The organism is Caloramator sp. ALD01 (genome assembly GCF_000472625.1).
GTDB lineage: Bacteria > Bacillota > Clostridia > Clostridiales > Caloramatoraceae > Thermobrachium > Thermobrachium proteoclasticum.
Genome location: NZ_AXAA01000025.1, coordinates 1 through 25,879 on the forward strand (window position 1 = coordinate 1; position 25,879 = coordinate 25,879).

Sequence of the window (25,879 nt, forward strand, 5' to 3'; positions counted from 1 at the left end):
TATAAGGAGGCGATAGTATGAAAAAGGGTGTTTTTGTTATTGCTGAACAAAGGGATGGAAATCTTCAAAAGGTTAGCCTTGAGCTTTTAGGTAAGGCAAGGGAGATTGCAGATAAACTTGATGGAGAAGTTGTGGCNCTTCTTCTTGGATATGAAGTAGACAAACTCACAGATACTCTAATACACCACGGCGCAGATAGGGTTATATTAATAGATAACATTCACCTAAAACACTATACAACAGATGCCTACACAAAGGCAATTTGCGAAGTTGCAAAAAAGATGAATCCAGAGATAATATTCATAGGTGCAACCTACATAGGACGAGACCTTGGCCCAAGGGTTGCCGCAAGGCTTAAGACAGGTCTTACAGCAGACTGTACAGGCCTTGATGTAGATGATGAAACAAAGAACCTCCTTATGACTCGTCCAGCCTTCGGCGGAAATATTATGGCAACAATTGAGTGTCCAAACCATAGACCTCAAATGTCTACAGTAAGACCAGGAGTATTTAGCGTCCCCTGTGCAGATTATGAAAGAAGAGGGGAAGTTGAAAGGTTTGATATTAACATAAAAGAGGATGATATAAAGGTTAAGATTGAAGAGATAGTAAAATCAATGAAGGAGAAGATAGACATAACAGAGGCAGACATTATAGTATCAGGTGGACGTGGAGTAGGAAGCAAGGAAGGATTTACATTACTTAAGGAGCTTGCAGATACCCTTGGTGGAATAGTTGCAGGCTCAAGGGCAGCTGTTGATTCAGGATGGATTGAAAAGGATAGGCAAGTTGGGCAGACAGGAAAGACAGTAAGACCAAAGCTATACATTGCCTGCGGCATATCAGGTGCAATTCAGCATCTTGCAGGTATGCAGGATAGTGAATATATAGTTGCTATAAATAAGGATTCTGATGCACCAATTATGGCAGTTGCAGACCTTGCGATAGTTGGAGACCTATATAAGGTTGTTCCAGAGCTTATTAAGGAAATTAAGGCCTATAGACAATCCTGTGAAGTAATGTAGGCAGCTGACCATCTTGGCAGTTGACCTTTATATATAAAAAAAAGGGGGTAAGCTTATGAAGGGCAAAACTATAAATGAGATAAATATAGGAGATAGGGCATCCTTTGAAAAGACAATATCAGAGACAGATATATATCTATTTGCAGGAATAACAGGGGATTTAAACCCTGCACACATAGACCAGTTAGAAGCTGAAAAGGGAATGTTTAAGGGAAGAATAGCCCACGGCATATTAGTTTCAGGATTGATATCAACTGTACTTGGAATGTATCTTCCAGGGCCTGGTACAATATACATTGGTCAAGAGCTTAAATTTTTAGCACCAGTTAGAATAGGGGATACAGTAAGGGCAGAGGCAGAAGTTATAGAAAAGATAGAGGAAAAGAATAGAATAAAGCTAAGAACCCAATGTATAAATCAAGAGGGTAAGGTTGTAATAGACGGCATAGCAACAGTTATGCCACCAAGATAATTTAAATGGAATATTATTTGTTTAATTTTAAACCCCATAAAAGGATTTTTAGGCAAGTTAGCTTAAAACAAAATCCTTTATGGGGTTTTTTATATAATAACCTGTATAGACATTATTCGAATGTAATAAGTTTATTTGATAAAACTAAGAAAAAATTTTTGCACTCTTTTATTTTGAATTTTCAGAATATATAATATAAATATAAGTTTACTTTTATAAATTTAACATTTTTAGGCGTAATATTTGGGTTATATATTAGAATGATGTTTTATTAAAAATCAAACAAGCATCCTAAAGGGCCTATTGTAAGATTTAGGATAAATTTAATAATACATAATAACTGCTTATTCGTATTATAACTTTTGGCATAAAAGTTGCTAACTAATAAGTAACAAAAGTTATTTATTAGTTAGGAGGTAAACTTATGAGATTACAAGGAAAGGTTGCAATTATTACAGGAGCGGCAAGGGGAATAGGTAAGGCTACAGCCGAAAAGTTTTTAAAGGAAGGTGCAAGTGTAGTAATTTGTGACATCAATCAGGAACAAGTTGATACAGCAGTAAATGAGTTAAAGGCAATAAGCGAAAATGTAATAGGAGTTAAGGTTGATGTTACAAACAGGGCAGAGGTTGATGAAATGGTTAGATTAACTGTTGAAAAGTTTGGTAAGGTAGACTGCCTTGTAAATAATGCAGGTATAACAGCAGACAATACATTGCTTAAGATGACTGAAGCAGAGTGGGATAGAGTAATTGACATTAACCTAAAGGGTGTATTTAACTGTGGTCAAGCTGTTGCAAAGGTTATGGTAGACCAAGGAAGTGGAGTAATACTTAATGCAACTTCTGTTGTTGGGCTATATGGTAACTATGGACAAACAAACTATGCTGCAACTAAATGGGGAGTTATAGGAATGACAAAGACTTGGGCAAAGGAACTTGGTAAAAAGGGAATTAGAGTAAATGCAGTAGCTCCAGGATTTATTTTAACTCCTATGACAGAAAAGATGCCAGAGAAGGTTCTTGAAATGATGAAGGATAAGGCTCCACTTAAGAGACTTGGTATGCCAGAGGATATAGCAAATGCATATGCCTTCTTGGCTTCAGATGAGGCAAGCTTTATAACAGGTGCTGTTTTAAGTGTAGATGGAGGCATTGTACTATAATTTACTTAATATGATATTAAGAGGACAGTTTAACTGTCCTCTGATAGTTTTATAAAAAAACTGATAAATTTTAAACAAAGGGGTGTATATTATGGCAGTATCAATGATTGGTTTTTATCATTCAAAGGTTGGGAAATTAGAAAACGAAACAATTTATAGTCTTCTTGTTGAAGCGGGTAGAAGGGCAATTGAAGATTCAGGGCTTGAACCTAAGGATATCGATGCAATATATGTTGGAAACTATAGTGGTGGAGGATTTAATAAACAGGAACACATTGCTCCTTTTGCTGTTGAAATTCATCCTGACTTAAGATTTAAACCCTGCACAAGAGTTGAAAATGCTTGTGCATCAGGATCAACAGCAATAGAACAAGCAATGCTTGCAATAGAGTCAGGAAGAATTAAAAATGCCCTTGTTATTGGCGTTGAAAAGATGACATCTCTAAAAACTGCAGGGGTTACAGAGGTTTTAGCAATGGCATCCTACTATCCAGAAGAAGGTGGAAAGGGATACTCCTTCCCAGGCCTTTACGCAGAGTATGCAAAGGGATATATGGCAAAGTATGGATACTCTAAAGAGGAACTTTGGGATATGCTATCCTACATCACAGTTAAGGCACATAAAAATGCTATGGCAAACCCACTTGCTCAAATGCACGTTGAATATGAAAGAGAATATGTAAGAACAATACAGGAGAAGAATCCTTTAATAGCAGACCCATTAAAACTTTCAGACTGCTCACTTGTTTCAGATGGTGCAGCTGCAGTTGTTTTAACAACAACAGAAGGGGCACTTGCTATGAAGGATAAGGTTGTTGAAATAAAGTCCCTTGCACACACATCAGACTATCTATCAATAGTTGAGGGAAAGAGACCAAACTACAAGCTTGAGGCTGCACAGGCAGCAATTCAAAGGGCTTTAAGGGATGCAAATATGACAATAAATGATATAAATGTAGCGGAGGTTCACGACTGCTTTACAATAACAGAACTTTTAATATATGAGGCTATGGGACTTGCAGAAGAAGGAAGAGGCTTTGAGGCAATTAAAAATGGAGATGTTTATGTTGGAGGAAGACTGCCTGTTAACCCATCAGGAGGATTGAAGGCAAAGGGACATCCAGTTGGTGCAACAGGAGTTTCAATGCACGTTCTTATTGCAAAACAGCTCTTAGGTGAAGCTATAGGTCTTCAAGTAGAAAACGCAAAGGCTGGTTTAACACTAAACATAGGAGGAAGTGGAGCAACCAACATAGCCTCAGTTCTTTTTAGAATAAAGTAAAAAAGTGCCACCCAGGTGAATTGTGACATTTTCTATATAATGGAACACACTCATCTGGGTGGTTCTATTTAAAATAAAGTTGCTTTATATCCTCTATAAATTTTAAGAAGAGGATTTTTTTATTTTGCATTTTGAATATAATAAATAGAATAAGGGGGTGATTAAATGGAGGTATTTAAGAATTTTGAAATGAATTTAGATAAAAAGCACGTCCTTGAGGTTTTAGAGGCATACCTTCCTTCGAGTGGAGAGGACAGGGATGTGATATATGACAGACTAATAGATAAACTTTGTGATAATATAGAGCCGATTGGATTTTTTAAACTGATAGAAAAACCAAAGGAGTATGATTTTGAGTCCTTTAAAGAGTGCAGAGGTATAGCACCCTGCCTTATAACATTAGGTTCAAGAATAACAGATAGAATAGACAGTTTGTTTAGTGAAAATAAATTTGTAGATGCTGTTATGCTGGATGTAATGGCAAGTACACTCCTATTTGAATATAACAGCCAGATGTATGAATATATATTTAACTATTTTTATGATTTAGGGTTTGGTATAACCTGCAGGGTTGCTCCAGGTGATGGAGAAATACCTATCGAATATCAGGCGGATATAATCGATAGGCTTAACATAGATAAAAGGCATAGCATATACACAGTAAAGGGCTATGCAGTTCATCCACCAAAATCCCTAACCTATGTTCACGGTGTGGATGAGAGACTTGAAAAGGTAAAAAGACGCCATTCCTGCAAAGTCTGTCCTAATATAAACTGTAAAATTAGGGCTGTTAAGGAAAGGGCAAAGGGAATATTTTAAAGCCTTCTATTTTGTAGGAGGCTTTTTTAAATATAAAAAATTATGTTAATAATGGAACAGGAATAGAGCAGGATAATATAATAAAATAGGAAAAGTATGGATAATGTCACATTTCACGTGGGTGGCACTTTTTGGGGGGATGGAAATGTTTTTAAACCCGATAAAGAAGAGCATAGCAAGAACTTCTCAAAACAAATATATTCTAATAAGACTAAATCAGAGGAGATTGTATCTAATTGTAAATGAAAAGGTGTTTTTTTCATTTAAAATCGCAATAGGTAAAAAATCAACACCAACACCAAAGGGACAGTTTAAGATAATTGATAAGGCTTTAAATCCTGGCGGTGCCTTTGGGACAAGGTGGATGAGGTTTTACAAGGGATATGGAATACACGGTACCAACAATCCTTCCTCAATAGGCTATGCAATAACAAATGGGTGTGTTAGGATGTATAACAAAGATATAGAAAGATTATTTCCATTAGTTCCTGTAGGAACGAAGGTTATAATTACAGATTGATTTTGAATTAATCCTTAAAATTTGCTAAAATAGTAATGTGTTTAGGGAAAATATTATATAATATTATTAGATATAATATACCCAGAAAGGGGAATGAATGTGAAAAAGGATAAAAATATAATGGTATGTGTTACACAACAAAGGACTTGTGAAAGATTAATTAAAAAGGGAAAGGAATTAAGGGATAAAATAGATGGAGAATTACACGTTGTTCACGTGGCAAGGGAGGATGAAAATTTTTTAGGCAACAGCAAACAGGCGGATGCGATAGAATATCTATATGGTATATCAAAATCTGTAGGAGCAGATATGACTGTTCTAAGGTCAAATGATGTATGCGGTGCTATAACTAAATTTGCTGAAGAATATGAAGTTGGGCATATAATCTTAGGAGAACCTCCAAAGGGGTGTGAAGAGGATAGCATTGTAGATAGCCTTAAAAAAAGTATGGAGGATGTTAATTTTTATTTAGTTTCTTAAGTTCCACTTATTTAAGTGGAACTTATTTTTTGAGCTTTAAAAAAGTTTGATTGTATAAAAAATTTTTCTTGGATAAGAATAAAAATAGGCTAAAAAAGACTTATTTCAATTGCAAAAATTTTCAGAATATAGTATCCTTATATTAAAGGGTAAATAAAAAAAATGGGGTGATTAAAATGGTTCACGTATTAACCGGTGACAAAGGAGCCGGAAAGACCAAAAAATTAATCTCAATGGCTAATGAACTTGTTCAGGATGCAAAGGGTCACGTTGTTTATGTTAGCAACTCTTCAGAAGGTATGTATCAATTAAGTTCAAAAATCCGCCTTGTAAATATTTCAGATTTCCCCATTTCCTCTTATGAAAGCTTCATAGGCTTCCTCTACGGTATGATTTCCGAAGATTACGATATAGAAACAATATTTATAGACAACCTTAATGCGATAATATCAAACGATGATATTGTACGCTTCTTTGCTGATGCCAAAAAGTTTGCTGAGAATAACGCAATAAAATTTGTTGTTGGAGCAAAATGTGAAAATGTAGCACAGGAAGGCCTAAATGTTGAGTATATGGCTGTATAAGGGGAGTTTTCTCCCTTTATTTTTTTTGCTATAATTAGGATGCAAAACAAAAGGGAGGAAGAAAGATGAACAAAGGAATATGTGACAAGATAAAGTTTATGCTCTGGGGAATGACATCAAGGTTAAAGGAGAACAAGGACTTTATAAATGATGTTACATTTAGGTTTAAATCAGGTACAAAGGATTATTTTGGAGTTATAGACATAGAAGAGCAAAAGGTAAACTTCAATGGCAAGGATGAAAATATTAGAATAGACGATATACCAAGCTACATAGCAGAACAAGCTCAAAAATATGATGAACTTGAGTTTGTTATAAATGAAAGAGGTAAAAAATTTATATTAAATGCAGATAATAAAAATGTTAAAACAAAACAGGTAGACAGCAAAGAAGAGAAAAATGATGAGCACGCATTTACAAAATCCACTCTATTAAATAGAAATTATTTAATAAGGGTAGGAGAGGCAGATGAGCTTCTTAAGGAGATTGGAATACTTACTAAAGACGGAAAAGTAAAGAATGATATGATAAGAAAATATAACCAGATAGATCATTTTGTTGAACTTGTTGACTCTATGATAGAAGAGCTTGGTGATATAGATACCATAAACGTTTTAGATTGTGCCTGTGGAAAGTCCTACCTAACCTTTGTATTAAACTACTACATAAAGGAAGTTAAAAAGAAGAACTGTTATTTTATAGGGATAGACAGGTCAGAGAATGTAATAAATGCATCAAAGGAAATTGCAAAGAGGCTAAATTACAAAAATATGCAGTTTTTATGTATGGATTTAAATGAATATATACCAGATAGAAGAATAGATATAGTAATCAGCCTTCACGCCTGTGATATTGCAACGGATATGGCACTTGGAACTGCAGTAAATGTAAATGCAAGGGCCATAATGTGTGTGCCCTGCTGTCATAGAGAACTTCTTGAACAGTATAGGTTCGATGAGTTTAACTCAATTATAAAACACGGTGTGTTTAGGGCAAGATTTTCAGATATTTTAACAGATGGTGTAAGAGCATTACTCCTTGAAACTCAAGGATATAAGGTTTCGGTTGTGGAGTATATTTCACCCCTTGAAACACCAAAGAACCTACTTATTAGAGCAGTAAAGGTTTCAGATAAAAACATAAAGGCAATTAATGAATATAAGGCAATTAAAGAAAAATTTAATATAACACCATATCTTGAAAGATATATACACATTTAGGAGGGATATTATGCCACACTTAAGGTTTAAGGGAGTAGAAAAGGAGACAGTAAAGACAATAAGTAAAGATTTGGTAGATAATCTTCAGGAGATTATAGGATGTCCAAGGGATTACTTTGTTTTAGAGGTTGTAAATTCCGATTTTATATTTGATGGAGAAGAGGTAAAGATGTATCCATTTATAGAGGTTGCTTGGTTTGATAGAGGGAGTGAAGTTCAGGATAAGGTTGCAAAGAAAATAACAGAAAAGGTAAAGGATGCAACAGGTGCAGAGACTGTAGATGTTGTTTTTGTAAAGTACAAAGAAAATAGATACTATGAAAACGGAGAGCATTTTTAAATAAATTAGAGGCTTGATTGATAATTAAGCCTCTAATTTTATTTTTAATTAATCTTAAATTAATAAAAAAATTTAGACCAACAATGATTATCTTTTTAATTCCTCAACTATGTCCTCAAAATCTTCAATTAAATGGTCTGTTATCTCCTTAAGTTCATCAGGTGTACAAGTTCCATTCTCATCATACACCCCTACGACCTTCATACCTGCAGCACGAGCACCGCGAACTGCAGGAATTGTATCCTCAAAAACTATACACTCTTGAGGATCAACATTTAATCGTTTTGCTGTTTCTAAAAATACATCAGGGAAGGATTTATCCCTTGGGACTTCACAGGTTGTAACTATCTCATCAAAATATTGAAGTATATTATTTCTTGATAAAACAGCCTCAACAAGTTGACGATTGTTGCTGGTTGCCATACCAATTAGATAACCATTTTCCTTGAGATATTTAAGAAACTTATGTACTCCCTTTTTAGCCTGGATTACATTTCTATAATAGTGGTCCACCATCTCCATCCACTCATTCATTATTTCTTCTATACTTTCCTTTAAATTAAATCTTTCTTTAAAATAGACAGCAGTTTCTGTAAAGCTAAGTCCCTCAATTGCTCTTTGAAGGTCCTCAGGAAGCTCAATTCCTCTCTTTTTTAAAAACTCAACATCAACTTCCTTCCAAACCCACATAGAATCTATTATTGTTCCATCCATATCAAATATAACTGCCTTTACATCCTTTAGCATAAAATCACCTCGCAAAATTTGTCGCAATAAACTAATATCAATTATAACATATAAGGCGTGCATAGGGCACGCCTTATTAGTTTTCGTCAGATATAATCACTATATCAAAGTCAGAGGGTTTTATTTGACCTGCATTCTTATTAGGTATTACTGTAAAATTAATACCATTTTTTTCGAGGGCGTCCTTTATGCTCTTGAGGTTGCTGTCAACTGCAATTTTGGTCATCCTAAAACACCTCCTTATAATTATTTTTTCAAAAACTGCAAATAATATAATTATAAAATTTTTGTTACCCTTACAGGGTATATTGACATTTGATGAAACTTGTAATATTATAAAATTATAGTATAGCAATATAGTGATTAATTTAGTGAAGTTTATAACAAAGTTAAGGAGAGGATAATATGTCAAAGAGAGTTTTGATAGTAGGTGGAGTTGCAGGCGGTGCCAGTGCAGCAGCAAGACTTAGAAGACTTGACGAAAATATAGAAATTATAATGTTTGAAAGAGGAGGATATATCTCCTTTGCAAACTGTGGTCTTCCATATTACATTGGTGAGACTATAAAGGAGAGACAAAACCTTCTTGTTCAAACAGAAGAGGGAATGGAACAAAGATTTAATATTGATGTTAGAACACATAGTGAAGTTACAAAGATATTCAGAGACACAAAGGAAGTTGAAGTTGTATCAAACGGTAAGACTTACAGAGAAAAATATGATTACTTAATTCTATCACCAGGTGCAGCACCCTTTGTACCACCAATTGAAGGTGTAAATTTAGATGGAATCTACACTTTAAGAAATATGGAGGATGTAGATAGAATAAAGGAACACGTTACAAAGAATAAGCCAAATAAGGCAGTTGTAATTGGTGGTGGATATGTAGGTATAGAAATGGCAGAAAACCTAAAGCACATTGGAGTAGATGTTACTTTAGTTGAGGCTGCCGATCAAGTTATGGGACCACTTGATTTTGAAATGGCAAAGATGATTGAAAAGCATATGATAGACAACGGTGTAAAACTAATAGTAGGAGATGCCGTTGAAAAGTTTGAAAAGAACAATGGATTAGAACTTACTTTAAAGAGTGGTAAGAAATTAAATGCTGATATGGTTGTAATGGCTATAGGGGTAAGACCAGAAACTAAGCTGGCAAAGGAAGCAGGACTTGAAATTGGAGAACGTGGTGGAATAAAAGTTGATGCACATATGAGAACATCAGATCCATATATTTACGCTGTTGGAGATGCAATAGAAGTAGAAGACTATATAAATGGTGCAAACACACTAATTCCACTTGCAGGCCCAGCAAACAAGCAGGGAAGAATAGCAGCAGATAATATTTGTGGTAGAGAAAGTGTATATAAGGGAACACAAGGAACATCAATTATAAAGGTGTTTGATTTAACAGCAGCATCAACAGGAAACAATGAAAAGATATTAAAAAGACAAGGCATTCCTTATGTTAAGTCATATACACATTCAGGTTCCCACGCAGGATACTATCCAGGAGCCTTTGTTATGACAATAAAAATACTATTCTCACCAGAGGATGGTAAGATACTTGGTGCACAAATTGTAGGTAGAGATGGCGTAGATAAGAGAATAGATGTTATTGCAACAGCAATAAGAGCTGGAATGACAGTATATGATTTAGAGGAGCTTGAACTTGCATATGCACCACCTTATTCATCAGCAAAGGATCCTGTGAATATGGCTGGATTTACAGCAGCAAATATACTAAAGGGAGATATGAAGATTATACACGCTGATGAACTAAAAGATATAAATAAAGATGAATACTTCATAGTTGACGTAAGAACAGACGTTGAATATGAAGGTGGACATTTAGAAGGTGCAGTAAATATTCCAGTAGATGAATTAAGAAAGAGAATAAATGAAATTCCAAAGGATAAAAAAATTATAGTTTACTGTAAGATTGGTTTAAGAGGATATGTTGCATATAGAATACTTGCTCAAAAGGGCTATGATGTATACAACTTAAGTGGTGGGTATGATTTGGTTCTTGCATATAATATGAAATATGGTGAAGGACCAAAGTTAAATGATGAGATGACAAGATTTGAACCTATGGAGGAAAAAAAGGAAGTTAAGCCAAGTGGTAATACAATAAAGGTGGATGCCTGTGGCCTTCAATGCCCAGGACCAATAATGAGAGTTAAAAAGGAAATAGAAAGAATTAATGAAGGTGACGTTCTTGAAATACACGTAACTGATTCAGGATTTACAACAGATATAAAGGCTTGGTGTGAAAGAACAGGTAACACTCTAATTGGGGTTGAAAAGACTTGCTGTGACTATGTTGCCTATGTTATGAAGGGCAAAAAAGAAGAGAGCAAGGCACAGCCTGTAAATGTAGAACTACCACAAGGTAAGACAATGGTTGTATTTAGTGGCGACCTTGATAAGGCTATTGCTTCCTTCATAATAGCAAATGGTGCAGCAGCAATGGGAAGACCTGTTACAATGTTCTTTACCTTCTGGGGATTAAATATTTTAAGAAAGGATACAGCAGTTAAGGTTAACAAGACATTCATAGAAAAGATGTTTGCTAAGATGATGCCAAGAGGAAGCAAAAAGCTTGCTCTATCTAAGATGAATATGGGTGGAATTGGTGCAAAGATGATTCGTGGAATAATGAAGAAGAAGAACATCTCATCCCTTGAGGAACTAATAGAACAAGCAAAGGCAAATGGAGTAAAGCTTGTTGCCTGCTCAATGTCAATGGATGTTATGGGAATAAAGAAGGAAGAACTAATAGATGGTGTAGAAATTGGTGGAGTTGCAGCATACCTTGGTGAAGCAGAGCAATCTAATGTAAATCTATTTATATAATCTATTAATAAAAAATATTGTATAAAAAAAATCCCTCTTTAATATAATGTAGTGTATTTATAATAAAGGGGGATTTTATTATGAAGAATGATGGACTTGCAATTGCATCAATGGTACTTGGCATAGTATCTCTTGTAATGTTATTTTTCCCTATACTGGGCTGGCTGGCAATAGTAACAGCTGTTGTTGGTCTAATTCTTGGAATAAATGCAAAGAATAGAATTAAAGCAAATCCACAGGAACTTGGCGGAATGGGTATGGCTAATGCAGGAGTAGTTATGAATATAGTTGCTTTAGCATTAATAGTTTTAGGAATGATTGCTTGTGGTGCTCTAATTGGTGCAATGTCACAAATTTGATATTTAGATAAAATGCCACCAAGTTTTTTTGGTGGCATTTTATAATATTTTCTCTATTATAGACATCACGATTTCAACTATAAAGAGTATAATAACCATCCATTCAAGTTTTGTACCTCTTTTAGCGTGGGTTAGGCTTGTGAATACTTCAGTTATATCAAGCAGAACCTCTGTTTTGTGTCTGATTTTTTCATATCTATCCTTTAACTCAAATAGTTCTGAAAGGTTCATAAAAAACTCTTCAGCATCTTCAAGCTTCCAAGCAATATCAGGTTTATCAAGAAGCATAATGTATGATATGGTGTTGTATTTAAAACGAAGTACCTTTGAAGACATCTTGGCAAGTTGGTTATCACTAAGATGTAGCTTTCCGTGATCCAAATATTCTATTATGTTTTCAATTTCATCAAGAAGGTTATCAATATCTACTTCAATTTTCTTTAGTGCTACGGATTTTGCAAGTATAGTTGCAATAATCTCCATATAATATGGTTTAAAATAATTTACTTTTACTGAGTCGTAGTTTAATTCTACATCTTTTACTCTATTATCGAGTATTAGTTTAAAATCTTCAATGTAATTAAAAGGAGTATTGTTTTTAAGAGTAGTATCTACACGTTTTAGATATTCAATTACATCTCTAAGTTCGTGGAAGGCAAGATTTGCAGAAACAATACATCCAAAGTGGAATATATATACATATTTGTTGTTTGGATGAGGTATGATTCCTTTTAGATTTCTGTCATCTAAAATCAAGGGTTCTTCCCATTTAAATTTTTTGTTTATACCAAAGTGGTTTGCAATTTTATAAAGGTTTATTTCATTACTGATAAAACTTGCTTTAAACTCATAATTCATATTTATAACCCCTATTATAGTGTTGATTTTTGGTTTATAATATTGTTAAAAAGTGTGGTGGTGAAATTATGTTTGATGAAATTAAGGGCTTTTCGGTAGAGGAGTATTTAAGCTTTTATGATGAACAAAAATACCAAAATCATAGGGAGTTTTTAAGTAGAGTAAATAACTTAAAAAATTTAAATGAAGCACTTTTAGAGGTTAATAGGGATTTTAATATTTTGCTATTTTCCGAGGACTACTGTCCTGATTGTTTAGTATTATTCCCATTTATTCAATTTTTATGTACAAAATTGGGGATTGATGTAAAAATACTTAAAAGGCAGGGGAATGAAGAATTTTTAAGAGAATTGACAGGTGAGGCAAAAATTCCAACAGCAATGTTTATAAATAAAGATAACTCATTAAGAGGAATGATTATAGAATTCCCAGAGAGCTTTAAAAGAAGTTTAATTGGTCTTACTAAAGATGATATAAAGAGGAAAACAGTAGAGTATAGGGAAGGAAATTACTTGGAAATGATAGAAAATGAAGTTATAAGCATCATTAATAACTTCTAAAGAAAAGTGCCCTGTTTATAGGGCATTTTCTTTTATCAAATCCTTTTGATCTCTTGCCATTTCCTTTAATCTTGGGTTTACACCTGGTGTAACAATGACTTTGCTAAACCAAAGCAGTGCTTCATCATTGTCTCCAAGCCTTCTTGCAAGTTCACCTATTAAATATGAAAGTGTGTAATTATCCATACCGCAGATTGGGAAGGCCTCCCTTTCAAAGGATTCCTTAAACCCCACGTAGGCCTGTTCTAAAAATTTTCTTTCCTCACTATTATTTTGTAATAGTCTATACATCCAAGCAATTTTTAAACAAATAAATGCCTTTTCGCTACTTTTAGCCTTTTTTACCACCGCATTTAAAAGAGCAAGTTTATACCTTTCAATTGCAATATTTTCATCATAAACTTCGGGATAATTTTTAGGTCTAAACTTTGGAGTAATTACTGACTTAATTAAAAGGGCCTGCTCTTGTTTTACCTTTTCGAAATATTGATTTAGGGCACTGTATCCACAGCTTGGACATATATGAACATCATAAAATAGTGGATTAGGTCCTTGATAAATTGGCATTAAATCGGTATCGCTTCCTACGCGTCTTGTTTTTCCATTTCTTAATGCCTTTGTTTTAAATTCTGTATTACAAACGGGACAGAGCATAGTTTTTTCGTATAAAAATGTATCTACAGTTTTATTTTTTATTTCAACTTCTTTTTTATTTTCTTCTTCCTTTTCAAATATATTAAGTTTTACATTTTTAAATCCCAAATCTTCAAGACCTGAAAATATATCTGACAAATTAATCACTCCTTCTTTTTGTGTTTTTCATCTAAGTTGTATATAAATGCAATGATTCTTGCCACCGCCTCATAAAGCTCTTCAGGTATAGGAGAAGAAGGTTCAACTTTACTTAATTTCTCAACTAAGACTGTATCCTCTACAATAGGTATGTCATTTTCCTTTGCTTTGTTTAAAATTCTCTCTGCAATTTCACCAAAACCAACAGCCGTTACAACAGGTGCTTTATAGTCCTTATTATATTTAAGTGCTACTGCCTTTTTCCTTTTCATACCTTCACATCCAGTTCATTAATTATAAAATCATTAAAGAAGTTTATAATATCTTTATGAGGTGTTTTTATTTCTTCAACTGATGAGTTTATCAAATTAAGTCCAATTTGGTTTAGTGACTCTTTTAAAATTTTTAAGTTTGCTTTAATATAATCTATATATTTTTTATCACATTTAATATTTATAATTATATTATCATTGTGTTTGTGTATATAGTTTTCTATTGTTCCTATATTTTCAGTATCAACCTTTATATATAATTTTACATCGTTAATATCTATTACCCTTTTATATTTGTTTTTTATTATTATGCTATTTTTGTATACATTGTCATTTACGCTGGTGTTGAAGAAATAAAAATTATAATTTTTACTTAACAAATTAATTATATCAAATTTTTCGATAAAATCAGCATTGTTTTTTAATACCTCAGTATTTTTTAATATTTCCTCGAATATATTTTCTAAAGTATAGACTTTATTCAATGAATGGTTTTGATTTAATTTTTGTATTATGAAATTTATAAAGTCGTTTTCATTTAAAACCTTTTTTGTGTTTAAAAGGTTTTTTATAGATATATCAATTTTGTTTTCAAGCAAGAAGGTTAAAAAATCTATGTCGATGTTTTCAAGGTCGTGAATTTGATTTTTAACAAAAGATAGGTCTTCCTCAGATATTTCAAGGTTTAAAAAGTTTTTAAATATATTTTTTATATCTTCATCCTTTAATGTTTTAAGTGCTTCTAAGGATTTTAATGAATTAAAGAGAGTTAATACATTTTCATCTGTAGCAGGAAGATTAAATTTAATAAGTGAATTTACTATTTCTTCAACCCTATTAAAGGGGATTGATAGATTATCTGAAATTGATTTTAGGTTAGAATATGAGGGTTTTTCCTTAGAATCACCAATCAATCTTAAAATTACTTGGTTTTCTTCTACTTTTTCTATTTTAAATTTTAAAAACTGATTGCCCTTTTCAATATCTTCAGAAACAAATATTGCAGGAATAATAGTACCATCATAGAGCTTAATTGCACCTTTATTATCTTCGAGGGCAATAATTTTTGCGTTAATTGTTGAACCTTCATATAGTTTTTTGTTATTATTTGAGTAGTTGTTTAATAATTTTTCTAAAGCTTCTATCTTCATAAAAATCACCTATTAAGTTATCGGAAAAATATAATAAAGTTAAATATCAAAATAAAAAATAAAATTGGGAAGTGATAATTTGGCACTATATGCAATATCAGATTTACATTTATCCTTATCAACGGATAAACCAATGGATGTGTTTGGAGAATTGTGGAGGGAACATCATTTAAAAATAAAGGAAAACTGGCAGCAGAATATAAATGAGGATGATGTTGTTTTAATTGCAGGTGATATATCCTGGGCAATGAAACTTGAGGAGGCATATAAGGACCTTGAGTTTATACATAGTCTAAATGGCAAAAAGGTATTTATAAAAGGCAACCACGACTATTGGTGGACTTCCATTACTAAGATTAACTCATTATTTGAAGATATGTATTTTATTCAAAACAACCATTTTCCTTACAATGAATATGCAATATGTGGAACAAGAGGGTGGATAAACTTAGAAAATACAGATGATGAACACGATATAAAGGTACATAAGAGGGAACTTTTAAGGCTTAAAATGTCCCTTGATAGTGCAAAAAAAGCAGGGTATGAAAAGTTTATAGTTATGATGCACTATCCTCCAGTAACAAAGATTGCAGTTAACCAAGAGTTTGTAGATGTTTTAAAAGAATATGGGGTTGAAAAGGTAGTGTATGGGCATATACATTACGATGCAAGATACATATGTGAAAATGGTATTATAGATGGAATAGAATATATCTGTACCTCCTGTGACATAATAGATTTTAATCCTATTAGGATTTTATAGTGGCTTTTGGGAAAAATAATAATAGGAGGTGCATATAATGAAGGAGTATTCTTTTAAAGTACCATCTATGCATAATGAAACTACAGCTAAAGAGATAGCGAGCATAATAACAGGAATAAGAGGAATACAGGACGTTGATGTTGATTACCAAGAGGGTACTGTTAATGTTTATTTTGATGAAAATCAAGTTATAAAGGATAAAATTAAATATACAGTTGAGAAAAAGGGATTTAAGGTAGATGATTAGTAATATGCCACGTCACTTATAGGTGGCGTGGTTATATGTTATTTTTTACCATCAAATTTTGAATTATTAGAAAAAACTATTGAGTTGATAAGAGAGTTGTGCTAATATTATGAATAGACTCTCACTGGATTATTTTGCAAAATATTTAGAAAATTAATACAAAATTTATTTAAGATAGGAGGAATAATATGAGCGTACATATTGGTGCAAAGGAAGGTCAAATAGCAGAAACAGTTCTATTACCTGGTGACCCTCTTAGAGCAAAGTTTATAGCAGAAAATTTCTTAGAAAATGTTGAATGCTACAATGAAGTAAGAGGAATGTATGGTTTTACAGGATACTATAAAGGCAAGAGAGTTTCAGTTCAAGGAACAGGTATGGGAGTTCCATCAATATCAATATATGTAAATGAATTAATCAATTCCTATGGAGTAAAGAACCTAATTAGAATAGGAACTTGCGGTGCAATAAATGAAAATATAAAGGTTAGAGATATTATATTGGCAATGACATCCTGTACTACATCAAATATAAATAGAATTAACTTCAATGGATTAGATTATGCCCCTGCAGCAAGCTTTGATCTTCTATACAAGGCTTATGAATACTCAAAAAATAATGGTATAGATGTTAAGGTAGGAAATATATTAACAGAAGACTCCTTCTATCACGATGATAGAGAATTCTATAAGATATGGGCAAAGTATGGAGTTTTAGCAGTTGAAATGGAGACAACTGCACTATACACTCTTGCAGCAAAATATGGAGTAAATGCATTAACAATTTTAACAGTTTCAGACCACGTAATTACAGGAGAAGAAACAACAGCACAAGAAAGACAAACTACATTTACAAAGATGATGGAAATAGCATTAAATTTAGCCTGAAAAAATCCGCCTATGGCGGATTTTTTTCAGATTGTTGAAATAATTATATGATGTTGCATAGCCCCATGAAGGATTTCTTGGGCATTGGTTCATTTCGTTAAGCAAATCTAAGCTTTTCTTTGTTTAAAAAAGTCCTACCCTCGCAATGTCATCGTCCTGATGACTGCTCGGCTCGGCACATCCTGTGCCGAATTACGGACTTTTTTAAAGTCGAAAAGCAAGATTTGCTAAAACTCATGAAAGAGCCTATTGAAATCCTTTCATGGGGCTTTTTCAGATTTTAGATACCAAACAGGTTTGTCAACAATCTGAATCCGCCTATGGAGGATTTTTTGCTTTATATCCTTTTGATAAATATAAATCTTCATATTTGGAAAAAATAAATGGAAGGAGGTGTTATTATGTCAATCTTTCGTGGATACAATTTAGAAAGACATACAGATGATTATGTACTTATACTTTATGTAAATACAAATTCAGTAGAGCTTTCAACTGAACTTGGCGAAATTATAAAGAAAAACTCTCAGGATTTAAAGGAATATGTTCAAAAAATAATAGAAGATAAATTCCCAAACATAAAAATATCCTCTGCTAAAATAATGCTTGGAACTATGCTCCTTGCAACTATACCTCTTGGGATGGATGCATTAGGGACAAAGGCAAAGGCATCTATTACTACTTCACAGCAAATTCCAGAATTTTATACAGTAAAATCAGGAGATACTCTATGGAAAATATCTCAAACCTTTGGTGTTTCTATAGATAAAATAAAGAGCCTCAATGATTTAAAAACCGATACTATATATGTTGGTCAAACCTTAAGATTGAGGGAAGAGATAAAGGAATCATTAACCTATTATGATACATATACAGTAAAATCGGGAGATACATTATGGAAAATAGCTCAAACCTTTGGTATTTCAGTCTCTCAACTTAAAACTTTAAATAATATGACTACAGATACTATATATCCAGGGCAGATATTAAAGGTAAAAGAGAATATTGTCTATGGAAGCTTCTATACAGTAAAATCAGGGGATACACTATGGAAGATAGCCCAAAGTTTTATGGTATCAGTGGATGAGATAAAAAGATTAAACAATTTGACAACAGATATAATAAATGTTGGTCAGAGGCTTTTTATTCCAGAGAAGAATGTAGAGGAAGTAAAACCACCTACAATAACTCCAACTCCTGTATATGAGTGGCCTGCTGTTACTTATGTGGTGCAACCTGGGGATACTGTCTATTCTGTTGCTAAAAAGTTTAACACTACAGTTGACAACATATTAAGATATAATTATATGTCTCCCGATGATTGGCTTGATGCTGGGGATAAAATAGCAATATCAGGATATGCACCAAGGGTATATACAGTTACCCCAGGTGAAGCAACCTATCCTTCAACAAGGGGCAAAATTGTAGATTGGTTTTTAGAGGGACAGTACATAATAAAAAGAGGAGATATATTTACAATAGTCGATGTTCAGACAGGCAAACAGTTTAAAGTAAAGATGATGGGAGGATACAACCATAGTGATGTGGAACCTTTAACAGTAGAGGATACAGAGGTAATGAGGAGCTTATTTGGAACTTGGCAGTGGAATCCAAGGCCAGTTGTTATATATAAGGATGGTATGAACATAGCAGCTTCATTATCTGGTATGCCCCACAGTGCACAGACAATTACAAATAATGGAGTAACAGGCCATTTTGATTTATACTTAAAAAATAGTCTCCCACACAGTCAGGATACATCAAATGAATATGTTGAGGCACATTATAGGAATATTAACACAGCAGCAGGACTATAATTTAAATAAATATAAATAATTACGATATTTAAGGAAAAAAAGATAAATATAGAGCTTTATTCCCTCTAAGTTTTCTTTACTTTTGTATAATAAAAATGTAAAATAAATTCGTAGATTTTATATAAATATAATAAGATTATATTTTGGAGGAGTTGTAATGTTGGTTAGAGAAGCTATTCCAAGTGATGTCCCGTCTGTCGCCAAGATACACATGGATGTTTGGAAGGATACTTATGAGGGAATAATTCCAAATGAATTTTTAGAACATAGAACCTATGATGAACTTGAGGATACTTGGCTTGATAGACTATTTGAAGATCCAGAAACAAGAGAATTTATGTTTGTTGCAGAGAATGAAGACGGAGAATTAGTTGGATTTATTGTATTTTCAACAGATGGCTTTGAAAACTATCAAGGAGTTATTAAGTCAATCTATGTGTATAGTGACTATCAACGTCAGGGGATAGGAACAATGCTTTTTAATGCTGCAGTAGAAAAGTTGGCTGAAGAAAACATTAAAAATTTAATTGTTTGGACCTATAAGGATAATAAAAACAGAAGGTTTTATGAAAAAATGGGAGGAAAAATATTTAGAGAAGCTGTAGTTGATGTTGAAGGTAGAAAGGTTGCAAAAATAGCCTATGTATGGGATAATATAAAGCATTGATAATTAGGCTGCGTTATGCAGCCTTAAATTTTGAGGTGAGAGTATGTTTTTGTATTACATTAATTACAGGCCAGATGAAGCTGAACTATGCAATTTAGAGATGAGGGTAATTTTTAATAAGGATTTAAGTGAAAAATATTTTTTAAGTGAAAAGGATTTTGATATAGATAGAAGTGTTTTTATAAAGTATAAAATAGATATTTTAGCAAGTTCAAATAGTTTTAATGAATTAATTAAAAAGGTTGAGGAGCTTAATTTAAACCAAGAAAAATACAAAGTAAAGTATTTTGATGTAGATGATAAGGTAAAGGTTGAATTTAATGAAAAGCATAGGCTTGAGGGGATAATTGGAGAGAGAATAGAGGGAGATGTTGATGTTTATAATCCTAAAGTTATGTTTGCATTAACTTTAGTTGATGGAACTTGGATATTTGGAAGATACATAAAAAATAGTGGAGAATGGCATAAGCACGAACATAAACCTGTTTATTACTGCAATGCACTTCCTGTTAGAATAGCAAGAAGTATGCTAAACATAGGTCTTGGGGATAATCTTAATAAAAAGGTTGTAGACCCCTGCTGCGGTGTAGGAACAGTTCTTCTTGAGGCAGCGGCACTTTCAGTAGATATAGAAGGTTATGATATAAATGATAAGGTAGTAGAGAATGCAGTAAAAAATATTGAGTTTTTCGGATATGATGTAAAGGTTGAAAATAAAGATATAGCTAATGTGGATAAAAAATATGATTTGGCTATAATTGATTTACCCTATGGAATTTTATCAATAACCTCCGATGAAGAGATAATGCATATTTTAAAGTCTGCGGCAAGAATAACAAAGGAGGCTGTGATTGCTGCTGTAAGTGATATTAAAAAGGAATTAGATGAGGCTGGATTTAAAGTAGTAGATTATGCAGTAGTGCCTAAAAAGCATTTTAAGAGGTTTATATTTAAATGTATATTGAAATAAGGGGGACGAATGATGAAAACTTTAGCATTAATATTATTTTTATTGACGTACCTACTTCTAATACTTATGCCAAAATATAGAACGCAGGTAGCAGTTGTTGTGGCATTTTTGTTTGTGATATTGGGAATTCTTCCTTACAACAAGGTCTTTAGCACTATAGATTGGAATGTTATTTTAATGATTACAGGTACGATGGGAATAGTTTCACTTTTTATTGAATCCAAGATGCCTGCCGCAATGGCTGATTTTATAGTCGATAGGGTGGGTTCTGTAAAATGGGTTATTATATCTCTATCTTTATTTGCAGGGATTGTTTCAGCCTTTATAGATAATGTTGCAACAGTCCTTATAGTTGCACCAGTTGCACTAAATTTAGCAAGAAGAATAAACATTTCACCTGTATATATGCTAATTGCAATATCTATTTCTTCAAATCTACAGGGAGCTGCAACATTGGTTGGTGATACTACATCACTGCTTCTTGGTGGATTTGCAAATATGGATTTTTTAGATTTCTTCTTTTTCAAGGGAAGAATAGGACTATTTTTTATAGTTCAGCTTGGTGCGATAGTGTCAGCCTTTGTTCTTGTAGTATTTTTTAGAAAATACAATCAGCCTATCCACCTTGAAGAGAGGGAAAAGGTTGAGGATATGTTCCCAACATATCTTATTTTATCAATGGTTGTTCTTTTAATTTTAGCATCATTTATACCAAATAAACCTTCCATTACAAATGGTTTAATATGTGTTATTTTATTGCAAATAGGATTAATTAAGGAACTTTTAATTAATAAAAATAAAGATGCCCTAAATGTTACCCTATTACAAATAGATTACCAGACGATATTAATTTTGATGTCTCTTTTTATAATAATAGGCGGAATAACAGAAGTTGGAGTTATTAACGACATTAGCAAACTATTTTTAAAGTTTGGTAATGGGGGACTATTTACAATATATTCCCTATTTGTTTGGTTCTCTGTTGTGGTTTCAGCCTTTATTGATAATATTCCATATACAGCAACAATGCTTCCTGTTGCAGCAAAGGTGGCAGCTGGTATAGGGATTGAACCATATGTTCTATACTATGGACTTTTGGTTGGTGCAACATTAGGTGGAAATATTACTCCAATTGGTGCATCGGCTAATATAACTACACTGGGTATTTTAAGAAATGAAGGATATGAAGTTAAGGCAAAGGATTTTATGAAATTAAGCATACCTTTTACACTATCTGCGGTGATATCTGGATATATAGTAGCTTGGTTAATTTGGATGTAGGTTTTTAAGTTTTAAAATAATATTTTTATGACACCATAAACAATTAGTGAAGTAACAAGATGTATAAAATAAGCTTTAGAGCTTGTAGGTATATATCTTTTGCTTCACATTGCTTATGGTGTTTTTATTTAATGTGAAACTAATATTTAAAATTTTATGTATATATTGATATAATTTGGGAATAATATTATAATAGATAATGCAAATTATTTGCAAATAGAGGAGGGGTATTATGGAATTTTTACACGAGGCATTGCACGATACAATAATAACACTACCTATACTTATAGTAGCCTTTGTTTTCATCGAGTTCATTGAACATAGGATTGGAAAAAAGTATGATTATAAGATAAAAAGTGCAGGAAAGTTTGGACCTATAATTGGTGCAGCCCTTGGTATTGTGCCACAGTGTGGTTTTTCAATACTTGGAGTTATGTTTTATTTTCAGGGTTATATTACATTAGGTACACTTTTATCAATATTTTTAGCAACCTCTGATGAGGCACTTCCTGTATTAATTTCAAATACAGAAGCTATGGATAAGGTTCTACCTTTTATTATTCTAAAATTCAGCATTGCTGTTGTTTGGGGATATTTAGTTGATTTTGTACTAAAGTCCAGAGTAAATGAAGTAAACGATACAGGAGCAGAACTTGCAGCCACCGATGAGTGTTTAACAGACCACTTTGATTTCAAAGAAGTTCTATATCACTCAATTAAAAAGAGCCTGAAGATATTTGTATATATGTTTTTAATTAATTTAGCACTTGGATACTTAGTGGAAACCTTCCAAATTGATAAAAGTGTAGGTATTTTAGGTAAATCATCCTATTTGCAGCCTATGTTTGTTTCATTGGTTGGACTTATTCCAAACTGTGCAATTTCAGTTGGAATAATTCAAGCTTTTGTTTTAGGAATAATAAGTTTTGAAAGTGCAATTGCAGGGCTATGTGCAAATGCAGGCTTAGGTTTAATATTTTTAGTAAAGGAGTCTAAAAATAAGCTTGATGCGGTAAAAATTATAGGGCTTCTTTATGGTATAAGTGCCTTAACGGGAGTTTTATTAATGGCAGTCATATCACTTATAACTTATTAATAAGTTTTATATTAAAAAGCCCCAAAAAGGAATTTTAGGTTAATATATCCTTAATGGGGCTAAATTCTATTTTTTATATATTAATATCTAAAAACGTATTTATTTTCATAAAAGATTTTGATTAGGTTTATCGCTAATTAGACTTATGGCATAATTAAAGGCATCCTCTAAAACCTCTTTGCAGCACTTTCCTGATGGATTTTGTGTTTTGCATCGGCAGTTTTTCATAGCACCAGTTGCATTAACTAATTCTTGAAACGTCTTAACCTCCTGCTTTTCAACTACAAGTTCGATGATATCCTTCAAGGTAACATTTCCACAGTAGCACACGATAGGATTTTCTTGATTTTTATACCAAACAGGTACCTTTATATCTCTTTGGAAATATACTTCCGATGTTTCATTGTTAAAATAAACTATATCGCAATCTGGATTTTTACATAGACCATATTCGCTGGATTTTAAATGTTTTTTAAAGTGGTCATTAACAAGACTTTCAACAGTTATTCTTTGTACTATGTCTCCTTCAGTTTTACATAATGGGCAAATATATTCCATACCATCCCTCCGAAATACTGTTTTAAATTAGTTTATATTAAAATTATGATTAAGTAAATAGTAAAATGTTAACTTGGATAAATATAAAGAAAATTTTAAAAAAACGTTGATTATTTTCTTAGAATATTATATATTATACTTGAAAAGTAAATATTTTTACAGGTGCCATATTTTATGGTTAAAAGGGAAAACGGTTAAAATCCGTTGCAGCCCCCGCTACTGTGAGTGGTGACGAAGCCTAAGTATACCACCTTATTGGGAAGGTTAGGTAGAGGATGAACCACAAGCCAGGAAACCTGCCTGTAAAGGGATAAAGTTACCTTCGGAGGGAAGGGAGACTTAAAATATTAAGCATAGTATTTTAAGGCCCTTACTGGGCCTTTTTTTTATGATAAAAGGGAATTATAAATAGAAGTATAGTATTTAATAAAATTAACTTAGATATTTTCAATATTTAATCATAGATAATCATTTATGGAGTGAAAAAAATGAATAGAGATTCTTTACATATATTGTCTATAATTTTATATGCACTAATGATGGTTTCTATATCCTTTTTAACTATAAATCCTTTGATTTTATTCAGTATTTTAATTTGTGAATTAGCTGTGTTTTTATATTTTAATAAAAAGGAACTTATAATTTCAACAGTTAAGGTATTTTTACCTCTTTTAGCTATAACAGTTTTTATAAATTTACTATTTGTTAATGCAGGAGTGGTAGTGCTCTTTAATGTTTTTAACAAGTATATCACTCTTGAAAATTTAATATATAGTGTTTTGTTTGCAGTAAAACTTCTAATAATAATTTATTTATTTTATATATTTGAAATTTATATAGATTCAGATGCAGCATTATCTTTTTTTTCCTCAAAGATGCCAAAAACAACATTGCTTTTTATGGTTTGTTTTAAACTCATTCCTACGATGAAAAAGAAATTAAAGGATTTAAGGGATATTTATCAAGTTAGAGGGGTTGAGTTTAACAGTAAAAGTAGATTCCAAAGGATAAAGGCACAAATTCCACTTATTATTGTTTTAATAGAGGAATCTCTTGAAGCTTCCTTTGATATATCAGAGTCTGCCTACATAAGAGGTTTTTTATCAGGCAAAAGAAGTGTATTTAATAAAAGCAAATTTAAACATATTGATTATTTGGTTTCAATAATAAGTATAATATCTATTTTCTACTTTTTAATTGTTAAAAAGGTTACTGATTACAATGTATATGATGATTATAGATTGCCACTAAATCCTTTTACCTTTTCGGTATGTGTATTAGTTTTTGTTTTAACCTTTGTAATTAATTATTACTACAAGGAGAATGTATATGCAGATTAAGATACAAAATTTAAATTATTATTATCCAAACTCTAATGAAAAGGCGTTAGATAATATAAATTTAGAAATAAAGGATGGAGAGTTTATTTTAGTTGCGGGATATTCTGGTTCGGGAAAATCCACTCTTGCAAAATGTATAACAGGAGCAATACCAAATTTTTATGGTGGTAAAATAGGAGGCAAGGTTCTTTTAGATGACGAAGAAATACTAAAGATAGATGAAAGAAGAAGAGCATCGCTTATTACTATGGTTTTTCAAGATCCTGAAAGGCAGCTTTTGATGAATAAGGTATATAGGGAAATAGCCTTTGGTCTTGAAAATATAGCATTAGATGAAGGTACTATTAAAAAGAGAATATGGGAGTCACTTGAGTTTTGTGGAATTACAGATTTATATGACAGAGATATATCAACTTTATCTGGTGGACAAAAGCAGAAGGTTGCAATAGCTTCAGCACTTTCATTTATGCCAAGGTGTATAATTTTGGATGAGCCAACCTCACAGCTTGATCCTGTTAGTGCAGATGAAATATTAAATATTGTAAAAAAGATAAATAGAGAGCTTATGATAAATGTGATTGTCATAGAGCAAAGGGTGTCAAGATGGTTTGACGGTATAGATAAACTTATAGTTATGAAGGATGGAAGGCTTGAATTTGTAGGAACAAAGGAAGAGGCTTATAGGATAAATAATAGTGAAGTAAATCAATTTCTTCCTTCAAGAATTAAGGTTGCGAAAAAGATTGGAATT

The 25,879-nt window shown here is 32.4% G+C and carries 29 protein-coding genes, 1 pseudogene and 1 riboswitch; of the genes and pseudogenes, 23 read left to right on the forward strand and 7 right to left on the reverse strand.

From position 1 onward, the window contains the following. Positions 1–17: 17 nt before the first annotated feature. From A3M9_RS0109275 to A3M9_RS0109320, 10 genes are all read left to right on the forward strand, one after another. Positions 18–1,025: an electron transfer flavoprotein subunit alpha/FixB family protein gene (locus A3M9_RS0109275; RefSeq protein WP_027308991.1), complete on the forward strand. Its 1,008-nt coding sequence runs from the start codon at positions 18–20 to the stop codon at positions 1,023–1,025. A 55-nt stretch (positions 1,026–1,080) separates the two neighbouring features. After that, positions 1,081–1,497 (forward strand): MaoC family dehydratase, encoded by a 417-nt coding sequence (locus tag A3M9_RS0109280; RefSeq protein WP_027308992.1) that lies wholly within the window; start codon positions 1,081–1,083, stop codon positions 1,495–1,497. Positions 1,498–1,921: 424 nt separating this feature from the next. Further along, a complete protein-coding gene (gene fabG, locus A3M9_RS0109285) occupies positions 1,922–2,662 on the forward strand; it encodes a 3-oxoacyl-[acyl-carrier-protein] reductase (protein WP_027308993.1) in 741 nt (246 codons plus the stop codon). A 91-nt stretch (positions 2,663–2,753) separates the two neighbouring features. Beyond that, positions 2,754–3,944, forward strand: coding sequence for a thiolase domain-containing protein (locus A3M9_RS0109290; protein ID WP_027308994.1), 1,191 nt, complete (start codon positions 2,754–2,756; stop codon positions 3,942–3,944). 165 nt (positions 3,945–4,109) lie between these two features. After that, positions 4,110–4,763 (forward strand): hypothetical protein, encoded by a 654-nt coding sequence (locus tag A3M9_RS0109295; RefSeq protein WP_027308995.1) that lies wholly within the window; start codon positions 4,110–4,112, stop codon positions 4,761–4,763. 139 nt (positions 4,764–4,902) lie between these two features. Continuing rightward, positions 4,903–5,283 (forward strand): L,D-transpeptidase, encoded by a 381-nt coding sequence (locus A3M9_RS0109300; protein WP_027308996.1) that lies wholly within the window; start codon positions 4,903–4,905, stop codon positions 5,281–5,283. A 99-nt stretch (positions 5,284–5,382) separates the two neighbouring features. Next, positions 5,383–5,763, forward strand: coding sequence for a hypothetical protein (locus tag A3M9_RS0109305; RefSeq protein WP_027308997.1), 381 nt, complete (start codon positions 5,383–5,385; stop codon positions 5,761–5,763). Between the two features lie 176 nt (positions 5,764–5,939). Beyond that, positions 5,940–6,347 (forward strand): hypothetical protein, encoded by a 408-nt coding sequence (locus A3M9_RS13590; protein ID WP_051350675.1) that lies wholly within the window; start codon positions 5,940–5,942, stop codon positions 6,345–6,347. Positions 6,348–6,412: 65 nt separating this feature from the next. Continuing rightward, positions 6,413–7,567 (forward strand): SAM-dependent methyltransferase, encoded by a 1,155-nt coding sequence (locus A3M9_RS0109315; protein WP_027308998.1) that lies wholly within the window; start codon positions 6,413–6,415, stop codon positions 7,565–7,567. 10 nt (positions 7,568–7,577) lie between these two features. Beyond that, on the forward strand, positions 7,578–7,907 hold the full coding sequence (locus A3M9_RS0109320) for a DUF1904 domain-containing protein (protein WP_027308999.1): 330 nt from the start codon (positions 7,578–7,580) through the stop codon (positions 7,905–7,907). A gap of 87 nt (positions 7,908–7,994) precedes the next feature. On the opposite strand, the gene A3M9_RS0109325 is transcribed toward A3M9_RS0109320, so the two are convergent. Both A3M9_RS0109325 and A3M9_RS14645 read right to left on the reverse strand, forming a co-directional pair. Continuing rightward, positions 7,995–8,654 (reverse strand): HAD family phosphatase, encoded by a 660-nt coding sequence (locus tag A3M9_RS0109325; protein ID WP_027309000.1) that lies wholly within the window; start codon positions 8,652–8,654, stop codon positions 7,995–7,997. A gap of 76 nt (positions 8,655–8,730) precedes the next feature. Next, a complete protein-coding gene (locus A3M9_RS14645) occupies positions 8,731–8,880 on the reverse strand; it encodes a hypothetical protein (RefSeq protein ID WP_156897894.1) in 150 nt (49 codons plus the stop codon). A 179-nt stretch (positions 8,881–9,059) separates the two neighbouring features. On the opposite strand from A3M9_RS14645, the gene A3M9_RS0109335 reads away from it, so the two are divergent. Both A3M9_RS0109335 and A3M9_RS0109340 read left to right on the forward strand, forming a co-directional pair. Beyond that, complete coding sequence (locus A3M9_RS0109335) at positions 9,060–11,513, forward strand: FAD-dependent oxidoreductase (RefSeq protein WP_027309001.1); 2,454 nt, start codon at positions 9,060–9,062, stop codon at positions 11,511–11,513. Between the two features lie 80 nt (positions 11,514–11,593). Further along, the gene (locus A3M9_RS0109340; protein ID WP_051350676.1) at positions 11,594–11,872 is read left to right on the forward strand and encodes a DUF4190 domain-containing protein; all 279 of its coding nucleotides are present in this window, start codon (positions 11,594–11,596) and stop codon (positions 11,870–11,872) included. Between the two features lie 39 nt (positions 11,873–11,911). Here the strand turns inward: A3M9_RS0109340 and A3M9_RS0109345 are convergent, their stop codons facing one another. Next, the gene (locus A3M9_RS0109345; protein ID WP_027309003.1) at positions 11,912–12,730 is read right to left on the reverse strand and encodes an RMD1 family protein; all 819 of its coding nucleotides are present in this window, start codon (positions 12,728–12,730) and stop codon (positions 11,912–11,914) included. A 68-nt stretch (positions 12,731–12,798) separates the two neighbouring features. Here A3M9_RS0109345 and A3M9_RS0109350 point away from each other — a divergent pair, with 68 nt between their 5' ends. Further along, a complete protein-coding gene (locus tag A3M9_RS0109350; RefSeq protein ID WP_027309004.1) occupies positions 12,799–13,290 on the forward strand; it encodes a thioredoxin family protein in 492 nt (163 codons plus the stop codon). A 15-nt stretch (positions 13,291–13,305) separates the two neighbouring features. Here the strand turns inward: A3M9_RS0109350 and A3M9_RS13595 are convergent, their stop codons facing one another. From A3M9_RS13595 to A3M9_RS0109365, 3 genes are read right to left on the reverse strand one after another with little or no spacing between them, the layout of a single operon-like run. Continuing rightward, positions 13,306–14,082 (reverse strand): DUF2225 domain-containing protein, encoded by a 777-nt coding sequence (locus A3M9_RS13595; RefSeq protein ID WP_051350677.1) that lies wholly within the window; start codon positions 14,080–14,082, stop codon positions 13,306–13,308. A gap of 5 nt (positions 14,083–14,087) precedes the next feature. Next, entirely contained in the window at positions 14,088–14,354 is a 267-nt protein-coding gene (locus tag A3M9_RS0109360; RefSeq protein ID WP_027309005.1) for an EscU/YscU/HrcU family type III secretion system export apparatus switch protein, read from the reverse strand. After that, positions 14,351–15,505, reverse strand: a complete 1,155-nt coding sequence (locus A3M9_RS0109365) for a flagellar hook-length control protein FliK (protein WP_027309006.1) — start codon at positions 15,503–15,505, stop codon at positions 14,351–14,353. The genes A3M9_RS0109360 and A3M9_RS0109365 overlap by 4 nt, the downstream gene beginning before the upstream one ends. A 79-nt stretch (positions 15,506–15,584) precedes the next feature. On the opposite strand from A3M9_RS0109365, the gene A3M9_RS0109370 reads away from it, so the two are divergent. From A3M9_RS0109370 to A3M9_RS0109410, 8 genes are all read left to right on the forward strand, one after another. Further along, positions 15,585–16,268 carry a metallophosphoesterase gene (locus tag A3M9_RS0109370; RefSeq protein WP_027309007.1) on the forward strand — a complete coding sequence of 228 codons (684 nt, stop codon included), beginning with the start codon at positions 15,585–15,587 and terminating at the stop codon, positions 16,266–16,268. Between the two features lie 37 nt (positions 16,269–16,305). Further along, entirely contained in the window at positions 16,306–16,515 is a 210-nt protein-coding gene (locus A3M9_RS13600) for a heavy-metal-associated domain-containing protein (protein ID WP_035166286.1), read from the forward strand. A 188-nt stretch (positions 16,516–16,703) separates the two neighbouring features. After that, the gene (gene deoD, locus A3M9_RS0109380; protein WP_027309008.1) at positions 16,704–17,402 is read left to right on the forward strand and encodes a purine-nucleoside phosphorylase; all 699 of its coding nucleotides are present in this window, start codon (positions 16,704–16,706) and stop codon (positions 17,400–17,402) included. 401 nt (positions 17,403–17,803) lie between these two features. Then, positions 17,804–19,216 (forward strand): LysM peptidoglycan-binding domain-containing protein, encoded by a 1,413-nt coding sequence (locus tag A3M9_RS14245; RefSeq protein ID WP_051350678.1) that lies wholly within the window; start codon positions 17,804–17,806, stop codon positions 19,214–19,216. A 157-nt stretch (positions 19,217–19,373) separates the two neighbouring features. Further along, positions 19,374–19,883 (forward strand): GNAT family N-acetyltransferase, encoded by a 510-nt coding sequence (locus A3M9_RS0109395; protein ID WP_027309009.1) that lies wholly within the window; start codon positions 19,374–19,376, stop codon positions 19,881–19,883. 43 nt (positions 19,884–19,926) lie between these two features. Next, positions 19,927–20,853 (forward strand): TRM11 family methyltransferase, encoded by a 927-nt coding sequence (locus A3M9_RS13615; RefSeq protein WP_051350679.1) that lies wholly within the window; start codon positions 19,927–19,929, stop codon positions 20,851–20,853. A gap of 12 nt (positions 20,854–20,865) precedes the next feature. Continuing rightward, positions 20,866–22,134 carry an SLC13 family permease gene (locus A3M9_RS0109405; RefSeq protein WP_027309010.1) on the forward strand — a complete coding sequence of 423 codons (1,269 nt, stop codon included), beginning with the start codon at positions 20,866–20,868 and terminating at the stop codon, positions 22,132–22,134. A 232-nt stretch (positions 22,135–22,366) separates the two neighbouring features. Continuing rightward, positions 22,367–23,230, forward strand: coding sequence for a putative manganese transporter (locus tag A3M9_RS0109410; protein ID WP_035166288.1), 864 nt, complete (start codon positions 22,367–22,369; stop codon positions 23,228–23,230). Between the two features lie 105 nt (positions 23,231–23,335). Here A3M9_RS0109410 and A3M9_RS13620 read toward each other — a convergent pair whose 3' ends face one another. Further along, the gene (locus A3M9_RS13620; protein WP_051350680.1) at positions 23,336–23,788 is read right to left on the reverse strand and encodes a (2Fe-2S)-binding protein; all 453 of its coding nucleotides are present in this window, start codon (positions 23,786–23,788) and stop codon (positions 23,336–23,338) included. Between the two features lie 143 nt (positions 23,789–23,931). Next, positions 23,932–24,107: riboswitch (cobalamin riboswitch) on the forward strand. Between the two features lie 169 nt (positions 24,108–24,276). Between A3M9_RS13620 and A3M9_RS13625 the strand changes: the two genes are divergently transcribed. After that, positions 24,277–25,128, forward strand: coding sequence for an energy-coupling factor transporter transmembrane component T (locus A3M9_RS13625; protein WP_051350681.1), 852 nt, complete (start codon positions 24,277–24,279; stop codon positions 25,126–25,128). Continuing rightward, positions 25,118–25,822, forward strand: a pseudogene (locus A3M9_RS15070) (energy-coupling factor ABC transporter ATP-binding protein); the annotation flags it as partial. The gene A3M9_RS13625 and the pseudogene A3M9_RS15070, both read left to right, overlap by 11 nt. Between the last annotated feature and the right edge of the window lie 57 nt (positions 25,823–25,879).

Coding starts and splice junctions, on each gene's coding strand:
- A3M9_RS0109300 (WP_027308996.1), top strand. CDS start 4,903: ATGGAAATGTTTTTAAACCCGATAAAGAAGAGCATAGCAAGAACTTCT.
- A3M9_RS0109335 (WP_027309001.1), top strand. CDS start 9,060: ATGTCAAAGAGAGTTTTGATAGTAGGTGGAGTTGCAGGCGGTGCCAGT.
- A3M9_RS0109350 (WP_027309004.1), top strand. CDS start 12,799: ATGTTTGATGAAATTAAGGGCTTTTCGGTAGAGGAGTATTTAAGCTTT.
- A3M9_RS0109320 (WP_027308999.1), top strand. CDS start 7,578: ATGCCACACTTAAGGTTTAAGGGAGTAGAAAAGGAGACAGTAAAGACA.
- A3M9_RS13615 (WP_051350679.1), top strand. CDS start 19,927: ATGTTTTTGTATTACATTAATTACAGGCCAGATGAAGCTGAACTATGC.
- A3M9_RS14645 (WP_156897894.1), bottom strand. CDS start 8,880: ATGACCAAAATTGCAGTTGACAGCAACCTCAAGAGCATAAAGGACGCC.
- A3M9_RS0109325 (WP_027309000.1), bottom strand. CDS start 8,654: ATGCTAAAGGATGTAAAGGCAGTTATATTTGATATGGATGGAACAATA.
- A3M9_RS0109395 (WP_027309009.1), top strand. CDS start 19,374: ATGTTGGTTAGAGAAGCTATTCCAAGTGATGTCCCGTCTGTCGCCAAG.
- deoD (WP_027309008.1), top strand. CDS start 16,704: ATGAGCGTACATATTGGTGCAAAGGAAGGTCAAATAGCAGAAACAGTT.
- A3M9_RS13590 (WP_051350675.1), top strand. CDS start 5,940: ATGGTTCACGTATTAACCGGTGACAAAGGAGCCGGAAAGACCAAAAAA.
- A3M9_RS0109295 (WP_027308995.1), top strand. CDS start 4,110: ATGGAGGTATTTAAGAATTTTGAAATGAATTTAGATAAAAAGCACGTC.
- A3M9_RS13620 (WP_051350680.1), bottom strand. CDS start 23,788: ATGGAATATATTTGCCCATTATGTAAAACTGAAGGAGACATAGTACAA.
- A3M9_RS13625 (WP_051350681.1), top strand. CDS start 24,277: ATGAATAGAGATTCTTTACATATATTGTCTATAATTTTATATGCACTA.
- A3M9_RS0109365 (WP_027309006.1), bottom strand. CDS start 15,505: ATGAAGATAGAAGCTTTAGAAAAATTATTAAACAACTACTCAAATAAT.
- A3M9_RS0109340 (WP_051350676.1), top strand. CDS start 11,594: ATGAAGAATGATGGACTTGCAATTGCATCAATGGTACTTGGCATAGTA.
- A3M9_RS0109405 (WP_027309010.1), top strand. CDS start 20,866: ATGAAAACTTTAGCATTAATATTATTTTTATTGACGTACCTACTTCTA.
- A3M9_RS0109410 (WP_035166288.1), top strand. CDS start 22,367: ATGGAATTTTTACACGAGGCATTGCACGATACAATAATAACACTACCT.
- A3M9_RS0109290 (WP_027308994.1), top strand. CDS start 2,754: ATGGCAGTATCAATGATTGGTTTTTATCATTCAAAGGTTGGGAAATTA.
- A3M9_RS0109280 (WP_027308992.1), top strand. CDS start 1,081: ATGAAGGGCAAAACTATAAATGAGATAAATATAGGAGATAGGGCATCC.
- A3M9_RS14245 (WP_051350678.1), top strand. CDS start 17,804: ATGTCAATCTTTCGTGGATACAATTTAGAAAGACATACAGATGATTAT.
- A3M9_RS0109360 (WP_027309005.1), bottom strand. CDS start 14,354: ATGAAAAGGAAAAAGGCAGTAGCACTTAAATATAATAAGGACTATAAA.
- fabG (WP_027308993.1), top strand. CDS start 1,922: ATGAGATTACAAGGAAAGGTTGCAATTATTACAGGAGCGGCAAGGGGA.
- A3M9_RS0109345 (WP_027309003.1), bottom strand. CDS start 12,730: ATGAATTATGAGTTTAAAGCAAGTTTTATCAGTAATGAAATAAACCTT.
- A3M9_RS13600 (WP_035166286.1), top strand. CDS start 16,306: ATGAAGGAGTATTCTTTTAAAGTACCATCTATGCATAATGAAACTACA.
- A3M9_RS0109315 (WP_027308998.1), top strand. CDS start 6,413: ATGAACAAAGGAATATGTGACAAGATAAAGTTTATGCTCTGGGGAATG.